This is a genomic window from Labrys sp. LIt4 (assembly GCF_017813775.1).
GTDB classification, from domain to species: Bacteria; Pseudomonadota; Alphaproteobacteria; order Rhizobiales; family Labraceae; genus Labrys; species Labrys okinawensis_A.
On the sequence record NZ_JAGIPY010000003.1, the window covers coordinates 358,153 to 380,882 of the forward strand.

The following is a 22,730-nucleotide window of genomic DNA, read 5'->3' on the forward strand; positions in this document are numbered from 1 at the left end:
TATGCCCCGCGGCATGGTTGCGGCCCCATCGGAACATCGCGCCGCCAATTTGGTTTGATGAAGTGGAACGGCTCGTCAAAGGAGGTTTCCATGATCCTGAGAAAAGCCACTTACACCATCGCTCTCGTCACCCTGCTGGGGTTACCCACCGCGACTTTGGCGCAGCAGACCACCCCCGCGCCGACGGGCGCCGTTTCCTTCCTCACCAAGGCCGAGCCCGGCCAATACAGGGGCAGCCAGCTCGTCGGCGTGAAGATATACAATGCCAAGGATGAGAATATCGGCAATGTCAACGACGTGCTGGTCGACAAGAAAGGCATGGTCATCGGCGTGGTCATCGGCGTCGGCGGCTTCCTGGGCATAGGGGAGAAGAATGTAGCCCTGCCCTACAGCGCCATAACCTGGAGCGACACCGCACCGGCGGCGCCTCAGCCCAGCGCGGGCGCTCCCGCGCCTGCCGGAACCCCATCGGCAGCCCCCGGGACTCCCGAGACCCAGCCCGTCAACCAGGTGCGGGATTATCCTGCCCGCGGCATGCTGGCGATGACCAAGGAACAGCTGGAGGCGGCACCCGCCTTCAAATACGCCTCGGAAGCGGTCACCCAATAGATTGCTTGCGCGGCATCGGCCGGGATCGATGTGCTCGCTGGCTGATCGCGCCACCCTTCCCGGCTCGGCCCGCTTCTCGCCTTCCATGGCGGAAAGCGGGCCTGAACGGGCTATCGTCATGCGGTCTTCACCGCTAAGATCCGGCCTTCTCCCATCGAGCGCGAGGATCGTCATGGAAATCAAACGGGGTGGCTCGCAGCCTTCCGCACGCGGACCCGCGGACTGGTTCACGGGCGCCGTCCGCATCGACCCGCTGTTCAGCGCACCCCAGCCGGCCCGCGCCGTGGGGGCCAGCGTCACCTTCGAACCTGGCGCCCGCACCGCCTGGCATACCCATCCGCTCGGTCAGACCCTGATCGTGACCGCCGGCTGCGGCCTGGCCCAGCGCGAGGGCGGCCCGATCGAGGAAATCCGGCCGGGCGACGTGGTCTGGTTTGCGCCCGGCGAGAAGCATTGGCACGGCGCCACCCCCACCACGGCCATGACCCATATCGCCATCCAGGAACAGCTGGACGGCAAGGCGGTCGATTGGCTCGAACAGGTCAGCGACGAGCAATATACGGCCCGTTAAGCAGGTTCGATCTCCAGATCGACCTCTTGGAAACGCCGGACGCACGGAAGAGGTCGATCTGGAGATCGACCCTCCAGCCGGCTGTCATAATTGCAGATGTGCTCTAGTCATCCCCGGCGAAATCGCCCGACAGCCGCAGCCCTTCGAGCCAGGTTTCGCCGTCGCGTTTGATCACGCGGTGCGGCGCTACGCCGGAAAGGTCTTGGATGGCGTCCGCCAGGACCTGCGAATGGGTCACCAGCCAGATCTGGGTCCGCCGCGAGGCACGCACGATCATGCCCGCCAGCGGAACCAGGAGATCGGGATGGAGACTGGCTTCCGGTTCGTTCAGGGCAATGAAGGGCGGCAGCCGGGCCGACAGCAGTGCCCCGGCCAGCGCGAGATAGCGCAAGGTGCCGTCGGAAAGCTCGCTCGCCTCGTAGACGCGCTTGGGATTGTCGGGAAAGGTCATGCCGAAGGAGGCCATGCGATCGGGCATCGGAACCACCAGCCGGGCACCGGGAAAGGCTTCATCGACAGATTCGAACAGCGTTTCACTGTCGGCACGGATATGGACGAGCGTGGCGAACACGGCCGCCAGATCGTGGCCGTCTGAGGCCAGGGTCGGCGTGGCCAGGGCATAGCAGGGTCGGCGCAGCGCTGAGTCGCGATCCGTGCGCAGGCCATGATAGAAACGCCACTCCAGGAGGGCACGGCGCACGGCGGCGAGGTCGGCCAGGCGATCGGCGTCATGCAGCGTCGCCAGCGCCGTTTCCGACGCCAGCAACGGCACTCCGAACGGACGCCGCTTGCCATCCGGGGCGGCGATGCTGACGGCCGGGCCCTTGCGCTCCAGCGCCGTCCGTTCGCGCCCGCCATGGGTGAATTTGAGGGTCTCGACCTTGACCTGGGGCTCACCGAGAAAACCGTTGCCCAGAATGGCCCCGCCGGATTGCTGCACCAGCCCGGCCTCGATGCGGTAGCGATACCGGGCACTGTCGCTGATCAGGCCGACATCGAGGTGAATGCGCGCTGGCTCGTTCTTTGGGCGCAAGCCGGCCCACAAAGCTGCCGCCAATCCGCCTTCGCGAGCCAATTCATAGGCGAAACTGCCTTGTGCCGCCGCCTGTATCAACTGGAGGCCGCGATAGAGATTGGTCTTGCCCGTGCCGTTGGCGCCGACGAACACGCTGAGGTCACCGACCTCGAAATGGATCGAGCGCAGTGAGCGATAGCCCTTGAACCAGATATCGCGGACGCTGAAGGACATGGCTCGGTTCCGAATCGAGAAGGACCGAGCTTGCCACAGAAGCTGTTTCAGGCCTCGTCTTGGATTGCCATTCCATCATGACGGAATGATCTCCGCGCGCGATCCGGCTTCACGGCCCCAGCTGGGAGATTTCGATTTCGAGGGGCGACGCGGTGTCCGCCGCTCTGCCGGTATTATTCGGGCGTGGCGCCTGGCGCCCTCACCGCACCCGGCGTCCACCCCGACCGGACGGTTTGGGTGCGCGCCAATGGCTGATCGCGGTCGCCAAGGTGCTGTACCAGGCCCGGCTAGGCTCGACCGGCGGCATGGTTTCCGGCGAAGCCGGCTGCTCCCAGCGGCGCCGATAGGCTGTCTTGAAGAAATAGCTCGAGGGAATCATCACGGGTGCTCCGCACTTGTTTTATTGAATCGATTCAATACTTTGTGCAAAAACAACCCGCAACTTGCGGGCAGACGGGACTTTTGCGAATGATTGAATCGATTCAATCTTTACCGAAAAATCCATCGAAGGTCAAGCAAAATTGAATCGATCCAACGACATGCTACAGTCGGATCCATCACTTCGCCCTCCTTACGGAGGGAGAAACGAGACAGCACGGTGGTCGGCCGCCACTCCGGTCCGCGGAACATCGCGCAACGCAATGGGAGAAACCCTTGGACAAGGTCATAAGGCTGGCGGATGTGGCCAAGGCTGCGGGCGTGTCGCAAGGCACCGCCTCCAACGTCTTCAACCGCCCACGCCTGGTGCGGCCGGAAGTCCGCGAGCGCGTCGAGGCGATCGCAGCCTCGCTCGGCTATCGCGGGCCTGACCCCAAGGGACGCCTGCTGCGCGCCGGCAAGGTCAATGCGCTCGGCATCGTCACGGCCGAACCCCTGTCCTATTTCTTCGAGGATCCCTTCGCCCGCCTGATGATGGCGGCGATCTCCAAGGCCTGCGACGAACGCGGCGCCGGCATCGCGCTCGTCTCGGCCATGAACGAGCAGAAGCTGGCCTGGAACGTGCAGAGCGCCCTGGTGGACGGCTTCATCCTGTTCTGCATCGACGAAGGGCCGCGGCTGGTCGAGCTGACGCGCGAGCGCCAGCTGCCTTTCGTCGCGCTGCATCTGGGCACGCGCGATGAGGGCATCGCGGCCATTGGCGTCGACAATTTCGCCGGCGCCAAGGCCGCGGCCGACCATTTGGCGAGTCTCGGCCACCGGCGCTTCGCCATTCTCTCCATGCCCTTCGCCGACGACCGCACCGGCCCTGCCACTATGCGGGAAGTCGATGCCGCGATCTATTCGAGTTCGCGTGACCGCGTACTCGGCTATTTCGCCGCCCTTGCCGAGCATGGCATCGATACCGCCGCCGTGCCGATCTTCGAAACGCAGAACGAGGAGGCGGATGTCGAGAAGGCGATGGCATGGCTGTTCGCGGCCCCGTCCCCGCCGACCGCTCTCTTGGCCATGTCGGACCGCATCGCCTTCGCCGCCCTCGAATGGCTGCAGCAGCGAGGCCTGTCGGTGCCGGAAGACGTTTCGGTCATCGGTTTCGACGGCGTGCCGGAAAGCGCCTTCTCCGAACCGCCGCTCACCACCATCGCCCAGCCGATCGCAGCGATGGGCCAGCTCGCCGTCGAGATGATTCTCGACACGCCCGAGGAAACGGGCCGGCGGCAATTTTCGACCGAACTGATGGTGCGGGGATCGACGGCTCCGCCCAAGCCTTGAACGGGCAACAAAAAACCCCGCCGGAGCGGGGTTTTCGTAAGTATCGTCCGGAGGCTTAACGCTTCGAGAACTGGAAGGAGCGGCGAGCCTTGGCGCGGCCGTACTTCTTGCGCTCGACCACGCGGCTGTCGCGGGTGAGGAAGCCTTCCTTCTTCAGAGCCGAACGCAGTTCGGGCTCGTAATAGGTCAGGGCCTTGGAGACGCCGTGGCGCACGGCGCCGGCCTGGCCGGACAGACCACCACCGGCGACAGTGATGTTGATGTCGTACTGGCCGGTGCGGTTGGCGACGGTCAGCGGCTGCTGGATCAGCAGGCGCAGCACCGGGCGGGCGAAGTAGACGTCCAGCTCACGGCCGTTGACCGTGACCTTGCCGGCGCCGGGCTTGATCCAGACGCGGGCAATGGCGTTCTTGCGCTTGCCGGTGGCATAGGCGCGGCCATGGGCGTCCAGCTTCTGGACATGCTTGGGCGCTTCGGCAGCGGCAGCAGCCTCACCGAGAGCCTGCAGCGAATTGAGCGTATCGGCCATCGGATCAGCCCCTCACATTCTTGGCGTTCATGGCGCCGACGTCGAGCACTTCGGGCTGCTGAGCCTCGTGCGGATGCTCGGTACCCTTGTAGACGCGCAGGTTGAGCATCTGCTTGCGGCCGAGCGGACCACGCGGGATCATACGCTCGACGGCCTTTTCGACGATACGCTCGGGGAACTTGCCTTCCAGGATGAACCTGGCGCTGCGCTCCTTGATACCGCCGGGATGCCCGGTGTGGTGGTAATAGACCTTCTGATTGTACTTGCGGCCGGTGAACACCACCTGGTCCGCATTGATGACAATCACGTTGTCGCCGCAATCGAGATGGGGCGTGTAGGTCGGCTTGTGCTTGCCGCGCAGGCGCGTTGCAATCACCGAAGCCAGACGACCGACGACCAGGCCCTTGGCGTCGATGATGACCCACTTCTTCTCGATATCGGCGGTCTTGAGCGTAAAGGTGGACATGGTCTCGCCTGTGGTTGCGCTGTCGATCCGACGGTTGAAAACGACAAGGCGGCCGAGCGGCCGCCGAGTTGGGGTGCTTCTACACGAGAGCCGAACGAGCGTCAACGCGATATTTTAAACACGCGTCAATTTTTTCCATTTAAAAACAATCACTTACATATATGGTAATTAATTACCTGCGTTCTGACCATAGAAAGTGACGAGATCTTCGAGCTTGGGGCGGGGCCGGTCCGGTACGGCTTCGCGGGGCGTGCCGATATGCACGAAGCCGGCAAGCTTTTCATGCGAGCCGATGCCCAGCTTGGCGAGCACCCTTTCGTCATAGGCCATCCAGCCCGTGAGCCAGCTCGCGCCAAAGCCCAGCGCATGGGCGGCGATCACGAGATTCTCGCAGACCGCTCCCGCCGATAATTCCTGCTCCCACAGCGGGATCTTCACATGGTTGGCGGCGGTCGAGACCACGCCGATCACCAGCGGCGCCAGGGTGAAGCGGGTCGATTCCTTCTTGCGGGCCGCCTCGTCCGCGTCGGGACAGGCGGTCATGAAGGCATCATAGACCACCTGCCCTGCCTTCTCGCGCGCAGCGCCCTGATAGATCACGAAACGCCAGGGATGAAGCTTGCCATGATCCGGCACGCGCGTGGCGATGGCAAGCAGGGTCTCGAGCTGTACGGCGTCCGGTCCCGGTTCGGACAACAGCGCCGGGGGCACCGACCGGCGGGTCTTCAGAAGCTCGATTGCATCCATGGCGTACATTCCCATTGCATTGCGATCCGGCACCTGCGCCGAACCCGCAAAGCCGCGTCAAAGCGCGGCGTTGGAGCGAGGCGGCATCTTGATCAAACGCGCCTTGCCCGAGGAGACGAACGCTCACATAAGCCCTGAGGCTGGCCTTGGGTAGGACTTCCGGTGCGATAAGCCCGAGTCCTCCCCATCTTTGCGATCGGGCGATTGCGGGATGCGGTTACGCAATCGCGGCCATCTCGCTGATAAAAAAGAGGTTTTCGCTCATTCCCTTGCGGCGGGTAATGGCTCACGCGGCCGCACCGCAGCACGCGGGGGGCGGCGCAGAGCCGGGATCTGCAGTGCAGACCCGGGATCGTAAGCCATTGAGCTCATTCCCAGCGCAGTCCCGTATCTAGGGGGCACTGGAATGCGGCAGGATCATTCCGCCGCATCCGCGCGGGCGACAGTGCTGACCTCCCCGCCCGCCGGCGCCTCCCGCGCCGGGCGATAGGGTGTCGCCAGCAGGAAGACGAGCGCCAGCACCTCGGTGGCCGCTCCCACCCAGCCGACGGCCTGGACCGAATAGCGTTCGACCACCACGGCGCCGATAGCCGCCCCGGCCGCGGTGCCGAGATAGATGGCCGAGGCATTCAGCGCCAGCAGAACCGAGGCCAGGCGCGGGTCGATGGCAAGCAGGCGCACCTGCTGCACCGCCGGAAAAGCCCAGCCAAAAAGGCCCCACAGCACCAGTACCAGCCCGGCTCCGAGCCAGCCGCCAAGCCCCGGCAGGAACGCCGGGATCAGCGGCAGCACGCCGAAACTCGCGACCAGGACGGTGAGGACGATGGCCAGGAAGCGCCGGTGGTTCCAGCGGTCGGCCGCATGGCCGCCCAATGTATTGCCGGCGGCTCCCGCCAGGCCAGCCAGGATGAGGAAGCCGGCAACTGCTTCGGGCGAAGCGCCCAGCACGGTCTCCAGATAGGCTCCGATGAAGGTGTAGACCCCGAAGGCACCGGCCAGGACCACGACCGTCAGGCCAATGACTTCCAGCACATCGGAACGACGGGCCACGGCGAGGCGATCGGCGAGCCCCGGCGCCGGCGGTCCCGATACGGCCGGCAGTTTCAGCACGATGCCGGCCAGCACCAGCAGGCTCATGGCGGCGACCATGCCGAATGTCGCCCGCCAGCCCAGATGCGCGGCGATGGCGGTCCCCAAGGGCACGCCGATCACCAGCGCCACGGTCATGCCGGTATAGATGAAGGACAGGGCCCGCCCGCGCTTGGCCGGCTCGACCGACATCGCCCCATAGGCAAAGGCAGCCGGCATGAAGGTCCCAGCCGATAGCGCCAGCACGATGCGGCTTGCCGCCAAAGTGAGAAAGCCGGTGGCGAACGCCGCAGCGAGATTGGCGAGGCTGAACACGGCCATGGCCGTGATCAGGAGGGTGCGGCGTTCCCAGCGCGCCGTCGCCACCGCGATGAGGGGCGAGCCCACCGCGTAGGCCAGCGCAAAAATGGTGACGAGGTGACCGGCATGGGCGACCGGAATGCCGAGATCCTCGGCGATACGCGGCAGGATGCCGGCAATCATCAGGCCTTCGCTGCCGATGGCGAAGGCGCCCAGTGCCAGCCAGGCCAGGGTGCGATACATAGCGAGTCCATAAGTTCAATGATTATTGAACTTATGGACTCGCTCCCCATTCCTGTCAACGAGTTCAATGAGTCTTGAACCAACGGAATTCAGTCGATATGTCACTGTCATGGCCAAGACGATCTTTCACCCGGAGACCGATCAGGTCGAGTTGACGACGGTCCTCGAAGCGCTCAGCGATCCCATTCGCCGTGATATCATCCTCGGCCTCTCCGAGGATGGCGAGCAGAATTGCTCCGCCTTCAACGGCCTGAGTTCTAAGACCAATTTGACCTATCACTATGTCCGTCTGCGCGAGGCCGGCCTGACGCGCACGCGTGCGATGGGCACGCATCGCCTGATCACACTGCGTGCCGACGACATCGAAACGCGCTTTCCCGGACTGCTCGCCGCGATCCTGGCCGCCGCCCGGGCGGAGCGCGCTCAGCGCCAGATCCAGGATCTGTCCGAAACCTTATCCTCGGCCAAGCAGGGCGATGACGAACCACACCGTGAAGATGGGGCTTGAAATCGCCGCCTTTCCGTGAATCGTGGCGGCCATGATTGCCAAGACTTCGACCTTCAAGACCTCGATCTTCAAGACCCCGGCCCTTCTGCTGGCGGGCGCCCTGACGGTCCTGCCTGCGGCCGCGCAGACGCCGCCGAGTCCCGCTGCCACCCCCGCGGCGGCACCGCAGGCACCTGCCCAGGCTGCGCCCGGGGAGCCGGCCGTCACACGCAAGGTCGAACTCTCCGCCAGTTTCGCCGAAAAAGGCGCGCCGATCCCATCGGGCCTGAAATGGCGGGTGTTCCGCCTCGGCAAAGGCGAGGCGGATGCGGTGAAAATGGCCGAGTCCGAGGAGCCGGCCCCGGAATTCTCGCTGGCACCCGGGCGCTATGTCGTTCACGTCGCCTATGGCCTCGCTGCCGCGACCAAAGAAATCGAGGTGGACAAGGCGCCCGTGCGGCAAGGACTGGTGATCAAGGCGGGCGGCTTGCAGATCGAAGCCTCGGTGCTCGACAAGCCGATCCCGCCCGAGCAATTGACCGCACGCGTCATGGTGATCCAGCCCACCGGCGAACGCCGGCTCATCGCCGAAGGAGTTCCGGCCACCAGCATCCTGCGCCTGCCCGAGGGACGCTATTTCGTCGAATGCACCTATGGCGACTCCAATGCCACCGTCTCCGCCGAAATCTCGATCGGCACCGGCAAATTGACGGAGGCCACCTTCCACCAGATGGCGGCAACGCTGACGCTCAAGCTGGTCAGCCAGGCCGGCGGCGAAGCGATCGCCAACACGGCCTGGTCGGTGCTGACGCCGGGCGGCGACGTCATCCGCGAATCCATCGGCGCCTTTCCCTCCCTGATCCTGGCCGAGGGCAACTATACCGTGGTGGCCCGCCACGAAGGCCGGGTCTATACGCGCGAGTTCGACGTCAAGGCCGGCCATGACGGCGACGTCGAGGTGGTCGCACGCTGAGTGACGCCCGGCCCAGAGCACGGGAAGAATCGACGCCTCCGCCCGCAATTCTGTTGCCATTCGATCACAGTTGCGTGCGCTTTTACCGTCCCTGGCCTTCACCCCCGGATTCGGTGCGCAATCCTGCCGCAATGCGCCTCTATCGCCCAATTCATCGGAGCAACCGCTCCTCGGATTTGCTGGCTCATAGCTGCCATTGGAACACGGTACGGATATTCGGGGTCGAAATGATACTGACGCGACGCATACTTCTTCTGGGCGCACCGCTTTTTCTTGCCAGTTGCGCAACGGGAGGCAGCCAGAGACATGCCAATTTACAGCAAGCTGCCTTTACGCCTGATCCCTACTATGTCTCCCTCTACGGAGGCATCGAGAATGATCGCTTTCCCGTCCAGGCCGTGAACCTCGCCAAAGTGCCGCCGAAATATTGGCGCCGCGAGGTTCCCTACGAGACCGCAGAGCAGCCCGGCACCATCGTCGTCGACCCGAACCAGCGTTTCCTCTATCTTGTTCAGGAGAACGGCCGGGCGATCCGCTACGGCGTCGGCGTCGGCAAGACCGAGGCGTTCAACTTCCAGGGCGAGGCCACCATCGCCCGCAAGGCCGAATGGCCGCGCTGGACCCCGACGCCCGACATGATCCGCCGCGATCCGGAACTGAACGAGCCCTACCGCAACGGCATGCCGGGCGGCGTCGACAACCCGCTCGGCGCCCGCGCGCTCTATCTCTACCGCGACGGCCGCGACACGCTCTATCGCCTGCACGGCACCACCAATCCGGCGACCATCGGCACCAAGGTATCCTCGGGTTGCGTCCGCCTGATGAACCAGGACATCATCGACCTCTATAACCGCGTTCCCGTTGGCACCAAGGTCATCGTGCTGCCGTCGGCGCCGGCCCCTGAGGAAGCCCCGCTGCCCGACATGGTCTGAGCTCCACGGGCGCGTGCGACATCGCGGCACGCGCCCCTCGTCCTCGGCGGCTCTATATTCGGCGTCATCGCTCCATTCCGCCCAGACCTTGGAGCGCGTGGAGCATCGTTTCCATGAACACCATCGCCGTCGCCCCCGACGCCGCTCTTGCCGGCCTTCTTCCCGGCGCGCAATTCGCCGACGCCTATGCATTGGATATCGCCCTGCCGAAACTCGAGGCGAGAGGCGCCGCCGAGCGTATCATGGCCCGCTCGCCGCGCTGGGTCGCCATGCTTCTTGCTCTCAGGAACCTCGTCGTCGCGCCCCTCGGCCTGCATACCCGCCCGCCGTCCTCTCCGGCCGGACTTGGAGCCCTCGGCATCTTTCCGGTGCTCAGCCAGACGCCGGACCGGCTGGTCGCCGGTTTCGACGACAGCCATCTCGATTTTCGGGTTGTGATCGACGTGACGCGGCGGCCCGAGCGCCAGCGCATCACGCTGACCACGCTCGTCCTCACCCACAATCGTCTCGGCCGCGCCTATCTCGCCGCGGTGCTGCCCTTCCACCGGATGATCGTGCGCGCCATGCTGCGGCAGGCGCGCCAGGCCTGATCGCGGACCCCCGGTTTATTGGCACTCACTTTGCAGTCGTGGCGCAGCATTGGAAGTCCGGCGTGTTTCCACCGGCAAAAGCGGCGCCGATAGGCTCGCAGCCTCAGGAGGCCAGCAGGACGGGCACGCCCTTGTGCTTGGCCTTTTCCTCCGGCTCGACATGGATGGTCACCCGCGCGCCTTCGATCGCCTGTCGCAGCGCCAGCTCGATGCGGTCGCAGATGGCGTGCGACTCGGTCACCGACATCGTGCCCTGCACCACAAGGTGGAAATCGATGAAGATGACGCTGCCGACCTGGCGGGTCCGGACATCGTGCGCCTCCTGCGCGCCCTCGCTGTGGGTGGCGATGATCTTGGCGATCTGGTCGAGAATTTCCGGTGGCGCCGAGGCATCCATCAGGCTGGACACGGAATCGCGGATCATTACCCAGCCCGACCACAGAATGTTGACGGCGACGATCGCCGCCAGGATCGGGTCGAGGATGAGCCAGCCCGTCACGGCCACGAGGGCAACGCCGATCAGGACGCCGCCGGACGACCAAACATCGGTCATCACATGCCGGCCGTCGGCCGCGAGGGCTGGCGAGCGCCAGGCCCGTCCCCAGCGCAGCAGTGTCAAGGCCCAGCCGAGATTGATCGCGGTCGCCACGGCGTTCACCACCAGGCCCAGCAGCGGCATTTCGAGGGCCTTGGGCGCGAGAATGCCGTCATAGGCCTTCACCAGGATGAGGATCGCCGCCAGCACGATCATCACCCCCTCGATCACGGCGGAGAAATATTCGGCCTTGTGGTGACCATAGGGGTGGCCGCCATCGGCGGGCTTGGAGGCCACCCGCAGGGCGATGAAGGCGGCGCCCGCCGCAACCACGTTGATGATGCTCTCCAGGGCATCCGAATAGAGCGCGAGCGAGCCCGTCACCCAATAGGCGCCGAATTTGAGCGCGAGGACGACGAGGCCGATGCCGGCACTGCCTAGAGCGGCTTTCTGGGCGCGATTCATGATGGTTCCTGGTTCATGCGCAGCCCTTCCGCAAAGGTCTGTGCCGATGCGAGGTCCCTACTCCCGGAGGCTGCCGTAAGGCCAGAGCAAATAGTATAGCTTCGGCTATCGGGTTCCGCGCCCAGCGCGCCGGCTGTGTCAGCGTCCGGCCTTGCGGGCCAGAACAAAAAGCCAGTCGGTCGGCTTGTTGTCATAGCCGCCGCCCTTGGCCGCCTCGATGCCGACGCTCTCCCAGGGGCCGGGCCGGTAGGCCTGCTCGAGCCACGTCGCCGAAGGATAATTGTAATAGCGGCCGAACTGATCCCTGCCCTCCGCCTCGCCGGCTTTGAAGCTGGCGTGGAAAACGCCGCCGGGTTTCAAGGCCCGGTGGACCCTGCCGATGATTGCCGGCAGTTCGGTGCGCGGCACATGGAGCAGGCAGGCATTGGCCCAGACGCCGTCATAGACGTCACGCGCCTCGATGTTCTCGAACAGCAGCACCTCGACCGGCCGGCCCAGTCGTTTGGCGGCGGCATACGCAATTTCCGGAGTGCCGTCAGTCGGCGTGACGTCGAAGCCGCCTGCCAGCATGTATTCGCTGTCCTGTCCCGCGCCACAGCCAAGTTCCAGTATGGCTCCGCCCGGACCGATATGCGAGAGAAACTGATCGAGCCGCCGTTTCTGCGCCACTTGTCCGCGCGTGGTGTAGGCGCTCGCCTGTTCAGCATAGAAAGCGATCGTCACATCATCTTTGGCAGACATTTGCGTTTCCTGTTTCACTTCCCGGCGGAGGGCGCGATAACCCGAATGCTTCGGCCCTTTCGCCGAATCACGTCTCTCGCGATATTTCACAATTAATAGACGGAAAATAAGATGGCAGGAAACGCTGAAGCCAACTCTGCTGCGGGCGCCGGTGGAGCCCAGGCAGTGCCGGGCGGAATCGGCCGCATTGTGCTGGCGAGCCTGGTGGGCACCACGATCGAGTTCTACGATTTCTACATCTACGGGACGGCCGCGGCCCTGGTGATCGGGCAGACCTTTTTCCCGTCGACGGCGCCCGGATCGCAGGCCCTCAACGCCTTCCTCACTTTCGGCATCGCCTTTCTTGCCCGCCCGATCGGCTCCATCCTGTTCGGCCATTTCGGCGATCGCATCGGCCGCAAATCCACCCTGGTCGCCTCCATGCTGGTCATGGGCCTGTCGACCACGCTGATCGGCGCGTTGCCGACCTACGAGCAGGCCGGCTTCCTGGCCCCCCTGCTGTTGTGCATCCTGCGCTTCGGCCAGGGCATCGGCCTTGGCGGTGAATGGGGCGGCGCGGCCCTGCTCGCCACCGAGAACGCCCCGCAGGGACGGCGCTCCTGGTTCGGCATGTTCCCCCAGCTCGGGCCGCCGATCGGCTTCTTCATGGCCAACGGCCTGTTCCTCGTCCTCCTGATGTTCCTCAGCGAGGCGAGCTTCCTCTCCTGGGGCTGGCGTATCCCCTTCCTGATCAGCGCCGCACTGGTGGCCATCGGCCTCTATCTGCGCGTCTCCATCAGCGAAACGCCGGAGTTCCGCGCGGCCATGGCCCGTAACGAGCGCGTCGAGGTGCCCTTGCTCGAGGTGCTCAGGGACCATTGGGTCCCCCTGATCCAGGGCTCCCTCGCCATCGTGGTGTGCTACGCCCTGTTCTACATCTCCACCGTCTTCGCCCTGGGCTATGGCGTCAACACGCTGCATATTTCACGCAGCGACTTCCTCGGCCTGCTCTGCATTGCCGTCATCTTCATGGCGATCGCCACGCCGATCTCGGCCGCCCTGTCCGACCGCTTCGGCGCCCGCCCAGTCCTGCTGATCTCCAGCGCGCTGGCGGCGGCCTCGGGTTTCTGTCTGCCCGTCCTGCTCGGCAGCGGCAACAGCTTCGAGGTCCTCGCCTATTTGTCGCTGTCGCTGGCGCTGATGGGGCTGACCTTCGCGCCGCTCGGAGCCCTCCTTCCCGACCTGTTCCCCACCAAGGTGCGCTACACCGGCGCCTCCAGCGCCTATAATCTCGGCGGCATCCTGGGCGCCTCGCTCGCGCCCTATCTGGCACAGATTCTGCTGCAGAAGGGCGGCCTGCCCTGGGTAGGTTATTATGTCAGCGCGGCTGCGATCATCAGCTTCCTGGCCGTCCTCAGCATGAAACGCACCAGCTGAGAAATGGCAAGTTAAGCAACCAAATGGTTGCGCAATGCGCTGCGATCTGACATACATAGGCAACCAGGAGGTTGCAATTATGTCAGATCGTATCGAAAAGACCATCGAGCTGAACGCGCCCGTCGAGCGTGTGTGGCGTGCCCTGACCGATCACGAGGAATTCGGCACGTGGTTCCGAGTCAAGCTGGACGGGCCTTTCGTGCCCGGCCAGATCTCGCGCGGCCACATCACCTATCCCGGTTATGAGCATGTCGCCTGGGAAGCCAAGATCGTCAGCATGGACAAGCCCCGCCTGTTCTCCTTCACCTGGCATCCCTATGCCGTCGATCCGGATGTCGACTATTCGAAGGAAAAGCCGACTCTGGTCGAATTTCATCTGCGGCCGGAAGGGACAGGGACGCATCTCAGCGTAATCGAGTCGGGTTTCGATGCCATTCCTGCCCACCGCCGGGCCGAAGCCTTCCGCATGAACGACGGCGGCTGGGCGGAACAGGTGAAAAACATCAAAGCCCATGTCGAGAATTGATATCGCACCGCCGGCCCAGAATCACGCGGCCACCTTCGCCGCGCTGGGAGATCCGACCCGGCTCTCCCTGCTTGGCCGGCTCAGCGGCGGACAGGCGCAATCGATCGCCAAGCTGTCGACCGACACGCGCCTGACGCGCCAGGCCATCACCAAGCATCTCCACGTCCTGGAAGGGGCGGGACTGGTCTCCAGCCTTCGTGTCGGCCGCGAGACCCAGTTTGCCTATCGCCCGGAACCGATCGAGGCCGCACGCTCCTATCTCGACGAAGTCTCCGCGCAGTGGGATGCCGCCTTCGCCCGGCTCAAGGCTTTCGTGGAGAAGTGAACGGAGGGTGTATACCCTGTTGGGAAGACACTTCCTGGGACCGCCAGCATCCTGCTAGCTCTTGGAAACGCAGCGCTTGTTGGAGGGGAAGAGCCAGCAGGATGCTGGCGATCCCAGGGCCGCCCATCTTCGATTGGTCAGTCTTTTTGCAGGCTGGCACTATTCCGCCAACACCAGCCGTGCCGGCCCGCCATCCTCGCTCTGCACCACGCGGTAGAAGCAGGAATGGCGGCCGGTGTGGCAACAGCCGCCATCGCCACCGACTTCGACGCGCATGACCAGGGCGTCCTGGTCGCAATCGGTGCGCAATTCCACCACACGCTGCAATTGCCCCGACGTTTCGCCCTTGCGCCAGAGCGCCTGGCGCGAGCGCGACCAGTACCAGGCCTCGCCGGTCTCCAGCGTGCGGGCCAGGGATTGCGCGTTCATATGCGCGACCATCAGCACCTCGCCATGCTCGGCACCGAGCGTCACCACGGTGATCAGGCCGTCACGGTCGAATTTCGGCGTGAAGACAAGGCCTTCCTCAAGGGAGGTCTTGTCGCCGGGCGCGGGGAACGAGGTCGTCATGCGGATACTCGCGGAACGGGTGGCAAGATTTGCACGGGCTCAGAAGATGAAATCCGTATGGATGAACTTCGACTTGTGGCTGCGCGTGATCTCGTCGAGCAGTTTCTTGCTGGGCTCGGTCTGCTTGGCCGCGATCATCGACCGGATCGAGAAGGAGCGCAGCGCATCGGTGACCGAGAGCGTACCCTCGGCCGAATCCTTGCGGCCAGTGAAGGGGAAGACGTCCGGCCCGCGCTGGCACTGGCAGTTGATGTTGACCCGGCAGACCTGGTTCACCAGCGGATCCACCAGGGTGCCGATATCGTCGGCGCTGGAGGAAAAGATACTGACCTGCTGGCCATGCTCGGAGGTGATGACATAGTCGAGCGCCGTCTCGATGTCGTCGAACGGCATCACCGGCACGATCGGCCCGAACTGCTCCTCGCGATAGAGCTTCATGCCTTCGGCGACTGGATAGACCACCGCCGGCCGGAACAGCGTCTCGACCTCGTCCCCGCCGCCCGCATTGATCACTTTGGCACCCTTGGCCACGGCATCGTCGACACAGGCCTTCATATAGTCCGCCTTGGCCCTGTCGGGCAGCGGCGTGATGCTGACACCCTTGTCCCAGGGCATGCCGATCTTGAGCTTGGCGAGTTCCTCGGTGAAACGCTCCAGGAAGCGGTCGACGATGGAGCGGTGCACGATCAGCATCTTCAGCGCCGTGCAGCGCTGGCCATTGAAGGACAATGCGCCTGCCAGGCATTCCTTCACCGCCAGTTCCAGATCGGCATCGGCCAGCACGATGGCGGCATTCTTGGCGTCGAGGCCGAGAATGGCACGCAGCCGGTTGGTCTTTGGGTGCAGCTTCTTGAGATGGTCGGCGACCTTGCTGGAACCGATCAGGGTGAGCGCGTTCACCTTCCCCGACTCCAGCAGATGCGGCACGATTTCTGCGCCCTTGCCGTAAACGAAATTGACCACGCCCGGCGGGAAAGCGCTGCGGAACGCCTCCATCAGCGGCTCGAACAGCAGGACACCGAAACGCGGCGGCTTGAACACCAGAGTGTTGCCCATGATCAGGGCCGGGATCAGCGTGGCGAAGGTCTCGTTCAGCGGATAATTGTAGGGACCCATGCACAGCACGACACCCAGAGGCGTGCGGCGTATCTGGCCGATGGTGCCCTCGACGATCTGGAAGCGTGAATTCTCATTGTCGAGATTGCGCACGGCATCGACGGTGGCGCGCATATAGTCGACGGTGCGATCGAACTCCTTCTCCGCATCCGGAAGCGACTTGGCGATCTCCCACATGATCAGCCGCACGATCTCGCCGCGGCGCGCCACCATCTGGCGGATGAAATCCAGCATGCAGGCGATCCGGTCGGCGACCCGCATCGTCGGCCAGGCGCCACGGCCATTATCGTAGGCGCCGACGGCGGCCGCCAATGCAGCGTCGGCCTCGGCGATGCCGCCGACGGGAATCGAGCCGAGCTTGACGGGCTGCAATCGCCCCTCCCCGTCGCGCAGATGAATGGGCGAGATCACGCTCTGCCTCTCGCCGGTCCAAGCCAGCAACTGCCCATTCACCAGCACGCTGTCCTGGTGGATCTCGCCCGGAAGGCGGAATTCGGCAGGGATATCCCCGGCTTGCGGGAAAAGCGCCTTGAGGTCGGTCGATTGCAGCATCATCGCTACTCCTTCGAGATGTGGCTGCCCCAGCCCGTGCACGATCCATGCCACATGCTGTCCAGCGTGCGGCACACCCATGAAGGGAATAAGACGTCCGGACGCCGAACGGCGCCGTTCGTGAGAAGCAGCCCTGCCGCCGGGTATCGCTCAGCGCGCCTTATAGGCGCGCTGTACCAGGCTCAGGAAGTGCATCTGCTGTTGCGGATCCGACTTGAAGATACCGGTGAATCCGGTCGTCACCGTGGAGATCCCCTGTTTCTGGATGCCGCGCATGGCCATGCACATATGCTCGGCTTCCAGCATCACGGCCAAGCCACGCGGCTTGAGGCGCTCCTCGATGGCCTGGGTGACGTTGGCGGTGAGATGTTCCTGCGTCTGCAGGCGGCGTGCATAGATTTCCACCACCCGCGCCAGTTTGGACAGGCCGACGACGCCGCCGCTCGGATAATAGGCAATATGGGCGTGGCCCAGGATCGGCACGATGTGGTGTTCGCAATGCGAATAAAACGGAATGTCGCGCACCAGCACCATATCGTCATAGCCGCCGACTTCCTCGAAGATCGTGTCGAGTTCTTCGCCGGCATCGTGCTCGTAGCCCTTGAACATCTCGCGCCAGGCCTTGACCACCCGCTTGGGCGTATCGACCAGCCCTTCGCGATCCGGATCGTCGCCGGCCCACTGGATCAGCGTCCGCACGGCGGCTTCGGCTTCCTTGCGCGTCGGGCGAGGCAGCGGGGCGCGGATCGCGTCATCACGTTCCAACTTGGCCGCGGGCTTGTCCACCAATGCATCCATCAAAAGCTACTCCCACCGCCAAGACAGATCGTCAAAATCCACCCTGCGGGTTTAGATCATACCGGCCTGGAGAACACCCCTCCCCAACCGACCCATTCATGCCTATATAGTTGAGAACGAAGCGCATACAATCAAGCGTCCACCCATGCTCGACGACGTCTATAATAAACGTATCCTCGAATTGGCAGCCAATATTCCGCGCATCGGCCATCTGCCGCGCGCAGATGCCGCAGCCACGGCCCATTCCAAACTGTGCGGTTCCACCGTCTCGGTGGAGCTGGCGGTCGAAGACGGCAAGGTCTCCGATTTCGCCCATATCGTGAAGGCCTGCGCCCTCGGGCAGGCCTCCTCCTCCATCATGGCCCGCAACATCATCGGCGCGAGCGCAGACGAATTGCGCGCGGCGCGCGATACCATGCGCCGCATGCTCAAGGAGAACGGCCCGCCCCCCAAGGGGCGTTTCGCCGAAGCCGCGGTGCTGGAACCGGTGCGCGACTTCAAGGCGCGGCACGCCTCCACCCTGCTCACTTTCGACGCTGTCGTCTCGGCCTTCGACAGTATCGAAGCCAAGGGCAAGGCGGCGGAGTAAGCCTTGCAAAGGCGTGTCGGTCTCCAGATCGACACTCTTGGAAACGGCGACTTTGAATGATGTCGACCTGGAGGTCGACACTCCGATTTCGGCGTTTCCTAGAGCAGGCTGGAAGCCTGCGATTCCACGATTTCCCCCCTGCCCCTTGCGAATTGTGACGGAAAAGCCCCATTCTGCTCTTGAACTTGCCGGTTTTTCCGGAAATGAGCAGCGCGTTTAGGTAAGGACGGGGGCGCCATGTTGAAACTGATCCTGCGGCGAAACGTCAAGTCGGGGCTGATCGGCGGCAAGAAATTCGAAGTTCATAGTCGTATCGAAACGGACAAGGATCTCGTCGCCCTGTTCAAGGGTTATCCCGATGAACTGGTGCTCGCCTATAAATCCATCTGGGCGGACCGCAGCCTGTCCCTCAAGCGCAGCGAATTCCTGCGCGGAGCCAAGTTCACCGTCACCTCTCTCAACGAACTCATCGAGTTGGAGGAAAGGCTGCAATCGGCCTTCGACCAGGTTCGGCGCATGATCGAGATCGTCGAGACATTCCAGACCGATATCGCCCTCGAACTCTGATCCAGACCGAGCCCGGAAGGGCTTCGACCCTGTCACCTCTCGTCATGGGCCGTCCCTTGTCATGACTTGGCCTCGCACTGCCGCGCATCTTGTCATCCGGACCTATCAGGTCACGCTGTCGGCTCTGATCGGGCGGCAATGCCGTTATTTTCCGAGCTGCTCGGAATATGCGGACGAGGCGATCGAGCGCCATGGCCTATGGGCCGGCGGCTGGATGGGCCTCGCCCGGATCTGCCGCTGCCATCCCTGGGGCGGATCAGGCCTCGATCCCGTGCCGGAACGATTGCCCGTCGACACGAGCTGGTATAGACCGTGGCGCTATGGCCGCCGGCGGCCCTTTACCTGCGATGAGGGCCAGTAAGCCCTCCAATCACCTGAAATCGCTTACCTGCTTGGTTGGCAGGAGTGAGCCTGGAGAAACCTATGCCTGTTTTGACTTTCCCTGATGGCAATCAGCGTTCCTACGATGCCGGCGTGACCGGCAAAGCGGTTGCCGAGGGCATCTCCAAGTCCCTCGCCAAGAAATCCATCGCCATGAAGCTCGACGGGGTACTGACCGACCTCGCCGAGGAGATCGGTCGCGACGCCCGCATCGAAATCGTCACCCGTGAGAGCCCGGAAGCGCTGGAGCTGATCCGGCACGATGCCGCCCATGTCATGGCCGAGGCCGTGCAGTCGCTCTGGCCCGACACCCAGGTCACCATCGGCCCGGTGATCGAGAACGGCTTCTATTACGATTTCTATCGCGACGAGCCCTTCTCTTCGGAAGATTTCCCGAAGATCGAGGCGAAGATGCGCGAGATCATCGCCCGCAATGCCCCCTTCACCCGCGAGATCTGGAGCCGTGACAAGGCCAAGCAGGTGTTCGCCGACAAGGGCGAGAAGTTCAAGGTCGAGCTGGTCGAGGCGATCCCTGCCGACCAGGATCTGAAGATCTATTATCAGGACAACTGGTTCGATCTTTGCCGCGGGCCACATATGGTCTCGACCGGCCAGATCGGCACCGCCTTCAAGCTGATGAAGGTGGCTGGCGCCTATTGGCGCGGCGACTCGAACAATCCGATGCTGACCCGCATCTATGCCACCGCCTGGCGCAACCAGGAGGAGCTGGACGCCTATCTCAAGCAGATCGAGGAAGCCGAAAAGCGCGACCATCGCCGCCTGGGACGGGAGATGGATCTGTTCCATTTCCAGGAGGAAGGGCCTGGCGTGGTGTTCTGGCACGGCAAGGGCTGGACCGTCTTCCAGGAGCTGATCGCTTATATGCGCCGGCGCCTGAAGGCCGATTACAAGGAGGTCAATGCCCCGCAGCTGCTCGACAAGCATCTGTGGGAGATCTCCGGCCATTGGGGCTGGTACCGCGAGAACATGTTCATGGCGAAATCCGCCGGCGAGGACACGGACGACGACCGCGTCTTCGCCATCAAGCCGATGAACTGCCCGGGCCACCTGCAGATCTTCAAGCACGGCCTGAAGTCCTACCGCGACCTGCCGATGCGCCTTGCCGAATTCGGCGCCGTGCATCGCTACGAGCCCTCGGGCGCCCTGCACGGCCTGATGCGCGTGCGCGGCTTCACCCAGGACGATGCCCACATCTTCTGCACCGACGAGCAGATGGCGGCCGAATGCCTGAAGATCAACGATCTCATCCTGTCGACCTATGCCGATTTCGGCTTCGACGAGATCGTGGTCAAGCTCTCGACCCGGCCGGAAAAGCGCGTCGGTTCCGACGAATTGTGGGATCGCGCCGAAGAAGTGATGATGCGGGTGCTTGGTGAGATCGAGGAGCAGTCCGGCGGGCGCATCAAGACCGGCATCAATCCGGGCGAAGGCGCCTTCTACGGGCCGAAATTCGAATACACCCTGAAGGATGCCATCGGCCGCGACTGGCAGTGCGGCACCACGCAGGTCGACTTCAACCTGCCGGAGCGCTTCGGCGCCTTCTTCGTGGATTCGGACGGCGAGAAGAAGACGCCGGTGATGATCCATCGCGCCATCTGCGGCTCGATGGAGCGCTTCCTCGGCATCCTGATCGAGAATCATGCAGGCCATTTCCCGCTCTGGCTGGCGCCCGAGCAGGTGATGGTGTGCACCATCACCTCGGATGCCGACGATTATGCCCAAGAGGTCGTCGCCGCCCTCAGGGCCGCGGGGCTGCGCGCGGAAATCGACCTGCGCAACGAGAAGATCAACTACAAGGTGCGCGAGCATTCCCTCACCAAGACCCCCGTGATCTTCGCCCTCGGCAAGAAGGAAGGAGCCGAGCGCACCGTCTCGATCCGCCGTCTCGGCTCGCAGGCGCAATCGGTGCTGCCGCTGGATGAAGCGATCGCCGAGTTGGTCAAGGAAGCGACCCCGCCGGATCTGCGGCGCTAGTTCGGCAAGCGCCTTCCTGCGCCGTGACGGCTCGACCCTTATTATTGCCGGGCTTGACCCGGCAATCCAGTCTGCCCCTCACCGGTCCGATTGCCAAGGCTCTGGATGCCCGGGTCAAACCCGGGCATGACAAGGGGCGGCGCCGCCATCCGATGGTTTGGGGTGGCCGACCGTTCTAAGCAAGACGGCCACTGCCGCTCGATGGACGCACCAATGAGCAAGCTCTTCTTCACCGCCGATACGCATTTCGGCCATGAATCCATCATCCGCCTGTGCAAGCGCCCCTTCGACAGTGTCGAGGCGATGGACGAAGGCTTGATCGCGCGCTGGAACGGCAAGGTCGCGCCCAACGACGTGGTCTACCACATCGGCGATTTCAGCTTTCGCGCGGGCAAGCCCGCCGAAGCCTATTTGGAACGCCTCAATGGCCAGATCCACCTTGTCCTCGGCAATCATGACGACCAAGCCAAGCTGGAATCAACCGGGCGCTTGCGGTCGATCGCCGAGATCAGGGAGCTACGCTGGAAGGGCCAAACTATCGTGATGTGCCATTACCCGATGCGGGAATGGCCGGGAGCCTGGCGCGGCGCCTGGCATCTGTTCGGGCATGTGCATGGCCGCCTCGACGGCGAACCCTTCGGCTACAGCCTCGATGTCGGCGTGGACAGCCACGGCTATGCCCCTCTGGCCGCGGAGGAGGTGGCCGCGCTGATGGCCGGGCGTCAGCAGATTTTCGGCACCTGACATTCAAAAAGAATGGCTGTGGAGGCAGCCAGCTGTCGTTCTGTCATCTTATTCCGCAGCAACGCGAGCCGCAGGCTCGTTCCGCACGGCCAGCCCCGCCAGCACCATGTCGAAGATCTTGTCGACATAGGCCGCATCGGGCGGCGTCACTGTGGTATGGAAACGCTGGAAGATCGGCGACATGATCAGGTCGAGCACGGTATCCGGATCGACGTCGTCGCGGATCTGTTTCTTGTGCATTGCCGAGATCACGAAAGCCCGGGCGATCTCCTGGCGGCGCTTCATGACGATCTCGCTGAAGCGCTCTCGGAACGGACGCTCGAACTGCGCCTCCGCAAGCAGGGCCCTGGAGGCGCCTTCCATCATCGGATCGTTGAGATATTCAGCCAAGCGACGCACATAATTGCGGAAATTCATCATGGGCTCGCCACCGGCGACCATCGGCGGCAGCACCTCGGTGCAACGGGCGAGATAGGCGTCGAGCAGAAGATCGGCCTTGCTGTCATACCAGCGATAGATGGTCTGCTTGCCCACCCCGGCGAGAGCCGCGATGCGTTCGACCGAAATATCGCGATAGGGAGCGCGTTCAAGCAATTCGGCCGCTGCATGCAAAATCGCCTTATGCGTTTCCATGCAGCGCGGTCTTCCGACGGGTCGTGCCGCCTGCTGCGCAATGGCCACTGACAACTCCTATAAATGTCAAGAATATATTCTAGACGTAATGTCTCATATATAAACGCATTTCTGCTTGTTTTCAATCAACCTGACCTTGCATGGCAGTGTCGCTTCGCGTGCCGCCAGCGAAAAATTACCGAACGGCCTGCCTCCAACGCTCTCGACCCGGAATGCCCCCCACCTCATCACGGGCTGCACAGTTTTCTCACCTCACGAAAATTTCAAGACGCCCCGTTTCAT

General features: G+C 63.6%; 27 protein-coding genes. 15 read left to right on the plus strand and 12 right to left on the minus strand.

What is annotated here, in order from left to right; translation table 11 throughout:
- The first annotated feature begins 90 nt into the window (after positions 1 to 90).
- Positions 91 to 609 carry a PRC-barrel domain-containing protein gene (locus J8I29_RS07520; RefSeq protein WP_209431167.1) on the plus strand — a complete coding sequence of 173 codons (519 nt, stop codon included), beginning with the start codon at positions 91 to 93 and terminating at the stop codon, positions 607 to 609.
- A gap of 172 nt (positions 610 to 781) precedes the next feature.
- Positions 782 to 1,180: a cupin domain-containing protein gene (locus J8I29_RS07525; RefSeq protein WP_209431168.1), complete on the plus strand. Its 399-nt coding sequence runs from the start codon at positions 782 to 784 to the stop codon at positions 1,178 to 1,180.
- A 103-nt stretch (positions 1,181 to 1,283) separates the two neighbouring features.
- On the opposite strand, the gene J8I29_RS07530 is transcribed toward J8I29_RS07525, so the two are convergent.
- Both J8I29_RS07530 and J8I29_RS07535 read right to left on the minus strand, forming a co-directional pair.
- Entirely contained in the window at positions 1,284 to 2,429 is a 1,146-nt protein-coding gene (locus J8I29_RS07530) for an AAA family ATPase (protein ID WP_209431169.1), read from the minus strand.
- A 199-nt stretch (positions 2,430 to 2,628) separates the two neighbouring features.
- Positions 2,629 to 2,811 carry a hypothetical protein gene (locus tag J8I29_RS07535; protein ID WP_209431170.1) on the minus strand — a complete coding sequence of 61 codons (183 nt, stop codon included), beginning with the start codon at positions 2,809 to 2,811 and terminating at the stop codon, positions 2,629 to 2,631.
- Positions 2,812 to 3,083: 272 nt separating this feature from the next.
- On the opposite strand from J8I29_RS07535, the gene J8I29_RS07540 reads away from it, so the two are divergent.
- The gene (locus tag J8I29_RS07540; protein ID WP_209431171.1) at positions 3,084 to 4,139 is read left to right on the plus strand and encodes a LacI family DNA-binding transcriptional regulator; all 1,056 of its coding nucleotides are present in this window, start codon (positions 3,084 to 3,086) and stop codon (positions 4,137 to 4,139) included.
- A gap of 55 nt (positions 4,140 to 4,194) precedes the next feature.
- On the opposite strand, the gene rpsI is transcribed toward J8I29_RS07540, so the two are convergent.
- The 4 genes from rpsI to J8I29_RS07560 all read right to left on the minus strand — a co-directional run bounded on the left by rpsI (position 4,195) and on the right by J8I29_RS07560 (position 7,513).
- Positions 4,195 to 4,668, minus strand: a complete 474-nt coding sequence (gene rpsI / locus J8I29_RS07545) for a 30S ribosomal protein S9 (RefSeq protein ID WP_105865183.1) — start codon at positions 4,666 to 4,668, stop codon at positions 4,195 to 4,197.
- 4 nt (positions 4,669 to 4,672) lie between these two features.
- Positions 4,673 to 5,134: a 50S ribosomal protein L13 gene (gene rplM, locus J8I29_RS07550; RefSeq protein ID WP_105865184.1), complete on the minus strand. Its 462-nt coding sequence runs from the start codon at positions 5,132 to 5,134 to the stop codon at positions 4,673 to 4,675.
- Between the two features lie 168 nt (positions 5,135 to 5,302).
- Positions 5,303 to 5,881 (minus strand): nitroreductase, encoded by a 579-nt coding sequence (locus J8I29_RS07555; protein ID WP_105865185.1) that lies wholly within the window; start codon positions 5,879 to 5,881, stop codon positions 5,303 to 5,305.
- 417 nt (positions 5,882 to 6,298) lie between these two features.
- Positions 6,299 to 7,513, minus strand: a complete 1,215-nt coding sequence (locus tag J8I29_RS07560) for an MFS transporter (protein WP_209431172.1) — start codon at positions 7,511 to 7,513, stop codon at positions 6,299 to 6,301.
- A gap of 109 nt (positions 7,514 to 7,622) precedes the next feature.
- On the opposite strand from J8I29_RS07560, the gene J8I29_RS07565 reads away from it, so the two are divergent.
- The 4 genes from J8I29_RS07565 to J8I29_RS07580 all read left to right on the plus strand — a co-directional run bounded on the left by J8I29_RS07565 (position 7,623) and on the right by J8I29_RS07580 (position 10,495).
- Complete coding sequence (locus J8I29_RS07565; protein WP_209431173.1) at positions 7,623 to 8,021, plus strand: helix-turn-helix transcriptional regulator; 399 nt, start codon at positions 7,623 to 7,625, stop codon at positions 8,019 to 8,021.
- 31 nt (positions 8,022 to 8,052) lie between these two features.
- Positions 8,053 to 8,973: a hypothetical protein gene (locus tag J8I29_RS07570; RefSeq protein WP_209431174.1), complete on the plus strand. Its 921-nt coding sequence runs from the start codon at positions 8,053 to 8,055 to the stop codon at positions 8,971 to 8,973.
- Between the two features lie 227 nt (positions 8,974 to 9,200).
- Complete coding sequence (locus J8I29_RS07575; RefSeq protein WP_209431175.1) at positions 9,201 to 9,905, plus strand: L,D-transpeptidase; 705 nt, start codon at positions 9,201 to 9,203, stop codon at positions 9,903 to 9,905.
- Between the two features lie 113 nt (positions 9,906 to 10,018).
- Positions 10,019 to 10,495, plus strand: a complete 477-nt coding sequence (locus J8I29_RS07580; protein WP_105865190.1) for a DUF2867 domain-containing protein — start codon at positions 10,019 to 10,021, stop codon at positions 10,493 to 10,495.
- Between the two features lie 103 nt (positions 10,496 to 10,598).
- On the opposite strand, the gene J8I29_RS07585 is transcribed toward J8I29_RS07580, so the two are convergent.
- Both J8I29_RS07585 and J8I29_RS07590 read right to left on the minus strand, forming a co-directional pair.
- Positions 10,599 to 11,495, minus strand: a complete 897-nt coding sequence (locus J8I29_RS07585) for a cation diffusion facilitator family transporter (RefSeq protein WP_209431176.1) — start codon at positions 11,493 to 11,495, stop codon at positions 10,599 to 10,601.
- A gap of 138 nt (positions 11,496 to 11,633) precedes the next feature.
- Entirely contained in the window at positions 11,634 to 12,236 is a 603-nt protein-coding gene (locus J8I29_RS07590; protein ID WP_209431177.1) for a class I SAM-dependent methyltransferase, read from the minus strand.
- Between the two features lie 111 nt (positions 12,237 to 12,347).
- Between J8I29_RS07590 and J8I29_RS07595 the strand changes: the two genes are divergently transcribed.
- The 3 genes from J8I29_RS07595 to J8I29_RS07605 all read left to right on the plus strand — a co-directional run bounded on the left by J8I29_RS07595 (position 12,348) and on the right by J8I29_RS07605 (position 14,503).
- Entirely contained in the window at positions 12,348 to 13,652 is a 1,305-nt protein-coding gene (locus J8I29_RS07595) for an MFS transporter (protein WP_209431178.1), read from the plus strand.
- Between the two features lie 79 nt (positions 13,653 to 13,731).
- Positions 13,732 to 14,178: an SRPBCC family protein gene (locus J8I29_RS07600; RefSeq protein ID WP_105865194.1), complete on the plus strand. Its 447-nt coding sequence runs from the start codon at positions 13,732 to 13,734 to the stop codon at positions 14,176 to 14,178.
- A complete protein-coding gene (locus tag J8I29_RS07605) occupies positions 14,165 to 14,503 on the plus strand; it encodes a helix-turn-helix domain-containing protein (protein WP_209431179.1) in 339 nt (112 codons plus the stop codon). The genes J8I29_RS07600 and J8I29_RS07605 overlap by 14 nt, the downstream gene beginning before the upstream one ends.
- Before the next feature lie 159 nt (positions 14,504 to 14,662).
- Here the strand turns inward: J8I29_RS07605 and hisI are convergent, their stop codons facing one another.
- The 3 genes from hisI to folE form a co-directional block, all read right to left on the minus strand.
- Positions 14,663 to 15,073 carry a phosphoribosyl-AMP cyclohydrolase gene (gene hisI, locus J8I29_RS07610; protein WP_209431180.1) on the minus strand — a complete coding sequence of 137 codons (411 nt, stop codon included), beginning with the start codon at positions 15,071 to 15,073 and terminating at the stop codon, positions 14,663 to 14,665.
- Positions 15,074 to 15,112: 39 nt separating this feature from the next.
- On the minus strand, positions 15,113 to 16,744 hold the full coding sequence (locus tag J8I29_RS07615; RefSeq protein WP_245196764.1) for an NADP-dependent glyceraldehyde-3-phosphate dehydrogenase: 1,632 nt from the start codon (positions 16,742 to 16,744) through the stop codon (positions 15,113 to 15,115).
- A gap of 147 nt (positions 16,745 to 16,891) precedes the next feature.
- The gene (gene folE, locus J8I29_RS07620; RefSeq protein WP_209431181.1) at positions 16,892 to 17,539 is read right to left on the minus strand and encodes a GTP cyclohydrolase I FolE; all 648 of its coding nucleotides are present in this window, start codon (positions 17,537 to 17,539) and stop codon (positions 16,892 to 16,894) included.
- 145 nt (positions 17,540 to 17,684) lie between these two features.
- On the opposite strand from folE, the gene J8I29_RS07625 reads away from it, so the two are divergent.
- From J8I29_RS07625 to J8I29_RS07645, 5 genes are all read left to right on the plus strand, one after another.
- On the plus strand, positions 17,685 to 18,128 hold the full coding sequence (locus J8I29_RS07625; protein ID WP_209431182.1) for an iron-sulfur cluster assembly scaffold protein: 444 nt from the start codon (positions 17,685 to 17,687) through the stop codon (positions 18,126 to 18,128).
- A gap of 237 nt (positions 18,129 to 18,365) precedes the next feature.
- Positions 18,366 to 18,695, plus strand: coding sequence for a hypothetical protein (locus tag J8I29_RS07630; RefSeq protein ID WP_209431183.1), 330 nt, complete (start codon positions 18,366 to 18,368; stop codon positions 18,693 to 18,695).
- Between the two features lie 61 nt (positions 18,696 to 18,756).
- Positions 18,757 to 19,056 (plus strand): membrane protein insertion efficiency factor YidD, encoded by a 300-nt coding sequence (gene yidD / locus J8I29_RS07635; protein WP_209431184.1) that lies wholly within the window; start codon positions 18,757 to 18,759, stop codon positions 19,054 to 19,056.
- Positions 19,057 to 19,118: 62 nt separating this feature from the next.
- Positions 19,119 to 21,071, plus strand: a complete 1,953-nt coding sequence (gene thrS / locus J8I29_RS07640) for a threonine--tRNA ligase (RefSeq protein WP_209431185.1) — start codon at positions 19,119 to 19,121, stop codon at positions 21,069 to 21,071.
- Between the two features lie 213 nt (positions 21,072 to 21,284).
- A complete protein-coding gene (locus J8I29_RS07645) occupies positions 21,285 to 21,815 on the plus strand; it encodes a metallophosphoesterase (RefSeq protein ID WP_209431186.1) in 531 nt (176 codons plus the stop codon).
- A 48-nt stretch (positions 21,816 to 21,863) separates the two neighbouring features.
- On the opposite strand, the gene J8I29_RS07650 is transcribed toward J8I29_RS07645, so the two are convergent.
- Positions 21,864 to 22,448 carry a TetR/AcrR family transcriptional regulator gene (locus tag J8I29_RS07650; protein ID WP_105865203.1) on the minus strand — a complete coding sequence of 195 codons (585 nt, stop codon included), beginning with the start codon at positions 22,446 to 22,448 and terminating at the stop codon, positions 21,864 to 21,866.
- Positions 22,449 to 22,730: the final 282 nt, after the last annotated feature.

Bases quoted from the DNA above. Each gene is read 5' to 3' on its own strand.
- J8I29_RS07555 (WP_105865185.1), bottom strand. From the start codon at position 5,881: ATGGATGCAATCGAGCTTCTGAAGACCCGCCGGTCGGTGCCCCCGGCG.
- J8I29_RS07590 (WP_209431177.1), bottom strand. From the start codon at position 12,236: ATGTCTGCCAAAGATGATGTGACGATCGCTTTCTATGCTGAACAGGCG.
- J8I29_RS07570 (WP_209431174.1), top strand. From the start codon at position 8,053: ATGATTGCCAAGACTTCGACCTTCAAGACCTCGATCTTCAAGACCCCG.
- yidD (WP_209431184.1), top strand. From the start codon at position 18,757: ATGACTTGGCCTCGCACTGCCGCGCATCTTGTCATCCGGACCTATCAG.
- hisI (WP_209431180.1), bottom strand. From the start codon at position 15,073: ATGACGACCTCGTTCCCCGCGCCCGGCGACAAGACCTCCCTTGAGGAA.
- J8I29_RS07625 (WP_209431182.1), top strand. From the start codon at position 17,685: ATGCTCGACGACGTCTATAATAAACGTATCCTCGAATTGGCAGCCAAT.
- J8I29_RS07580 (WP_105865190.1), top strand. From the start codon at position 10,019: ATGAACACCATCGCCGTCGCCCCCGACGCCGCTCTTGCCGGCCTTCTT.
- J8I29_RS07605 (WP_209431179.1), top strand. From the start codon at position 14,165: ATGTCGAGAATTGATATCGCACCGCCGGCCCAGAATCACGCGGCCACC.
- J8I29_RS07600 (WP_105865194.1), top strand. From the start codon at position 13,732: ATGTCAGATCGTATCGAAAAGACCATCGAGCTGAACGCGCCCGTCGAG.
- folE (WP_209431181.1), bottom strand. From the start codon at position 17,539: ATGGATGCATTGGTGGACAAGCCCGCGGCCAAGTTGGAACGTGATGAC.
- J8I29_RS07650 (WP_105865203.1), bottom strand. From the start codon at position 22,448: ATGGAAACGCATAAGGCGATTTTGCATGCAGCGGCCGAATTGCTTGAA.
- J8I29_RS07565 (WP_209431173.1), top strand. From the start codon at position 7,623: ATGGCCAAGACGATCTTTCACCCGGAGACCGATCAGGTCGAGTTGACG.
- J8I29_RS07520 (WP_209431167.1), top strand. From the start codon at position 91: ATGATCCTGAGAAAAGCCACTTACACCATCGCTCTCGTCACCCTGCTG.
- J8I29_RS07575 (WP_209431175.1), top strand. From the start codon at position 9,201: ATGATACTGACGCGACGCATACTTCTTCTGGGCGCACCGCTTTTTCTT.
- thrS (WP_209431185.1), top strand. From the start codon at position 19,119: ATGCCTGTTTTGACTTTCCCTGATGGCAATCAGCGTTCCTACGATGCC.
- J8I29_RS07630 (WP_209431183.1), top strand. From the start codon at position 18,366: ATGTTGAAACTGATCCTGCGGCGAAACGTCAAGTCGGGGCTGATCGGC.
- J8I29_RS07585 (WP_209431176.1), bottom strand. From the start codon at position 11,495: ATGAATCGCGCCCAGAAAGCCGCTCTAGGCAGTGCCGGCATCGGCCTC.
- rplM (WP_105865184.1), bottom strand. From the start codon at position 5,134: ATGTCCACCTTTACGCTCAAGACCGCCGATATCGAGAAGAAGTGGGTC.
- J8I29_RS07525 (WP_209431168.1), top strand. From the start codon at position 782: ATGGAAATCAAACGGGGTGGCTCGCAGCCTTCCGCACGCGGACCCGCG.
- J8I29_RS07645 (WP_209431186.1), top strand. From the start codon at position 21,285: ATGAGCAAGCTCTTCTTCACCGCCGATACGCATTTCGGCCATGAATCC.
- J8I29_RS07560 (WP_209431172.1), bottom strand. From the start codon at position 7,513: ATGTATCGCACCCTGGCCTGGCTGGCACTGGGCGCCTTCGCCATCGGC.
- J8I29_RS07615 (WP_245196764.1), bottom strand. From the start codon at position 16,744: ATGATGCTGCAATCGACCGACCTCAAGGCGCTTTTCCCGCAAGCCGGG.
- J8I29_RS07595 (WP_209431178.1), top strand. From the start codon at position 12,348: ATGGCAGGAAACGCTGAAGCCAACTCTGCTGCGGGCGCCGGTGGAGCC.
- rpsI (WP_105865183.1), bottom strand. From the start codon at position 4,668: ATGGCCGATACGCTCAATTCGCTGCAGGCTCTCGGTGAGGCTGCTGCC.
- J8I29_RS07530 (WP_209431169.1), bottom strand. From the start codon at position 2,429: ATGTCCTTCAGCGTCCGCGATATCTGGTTCAAGGGCTATCGCTCACTG.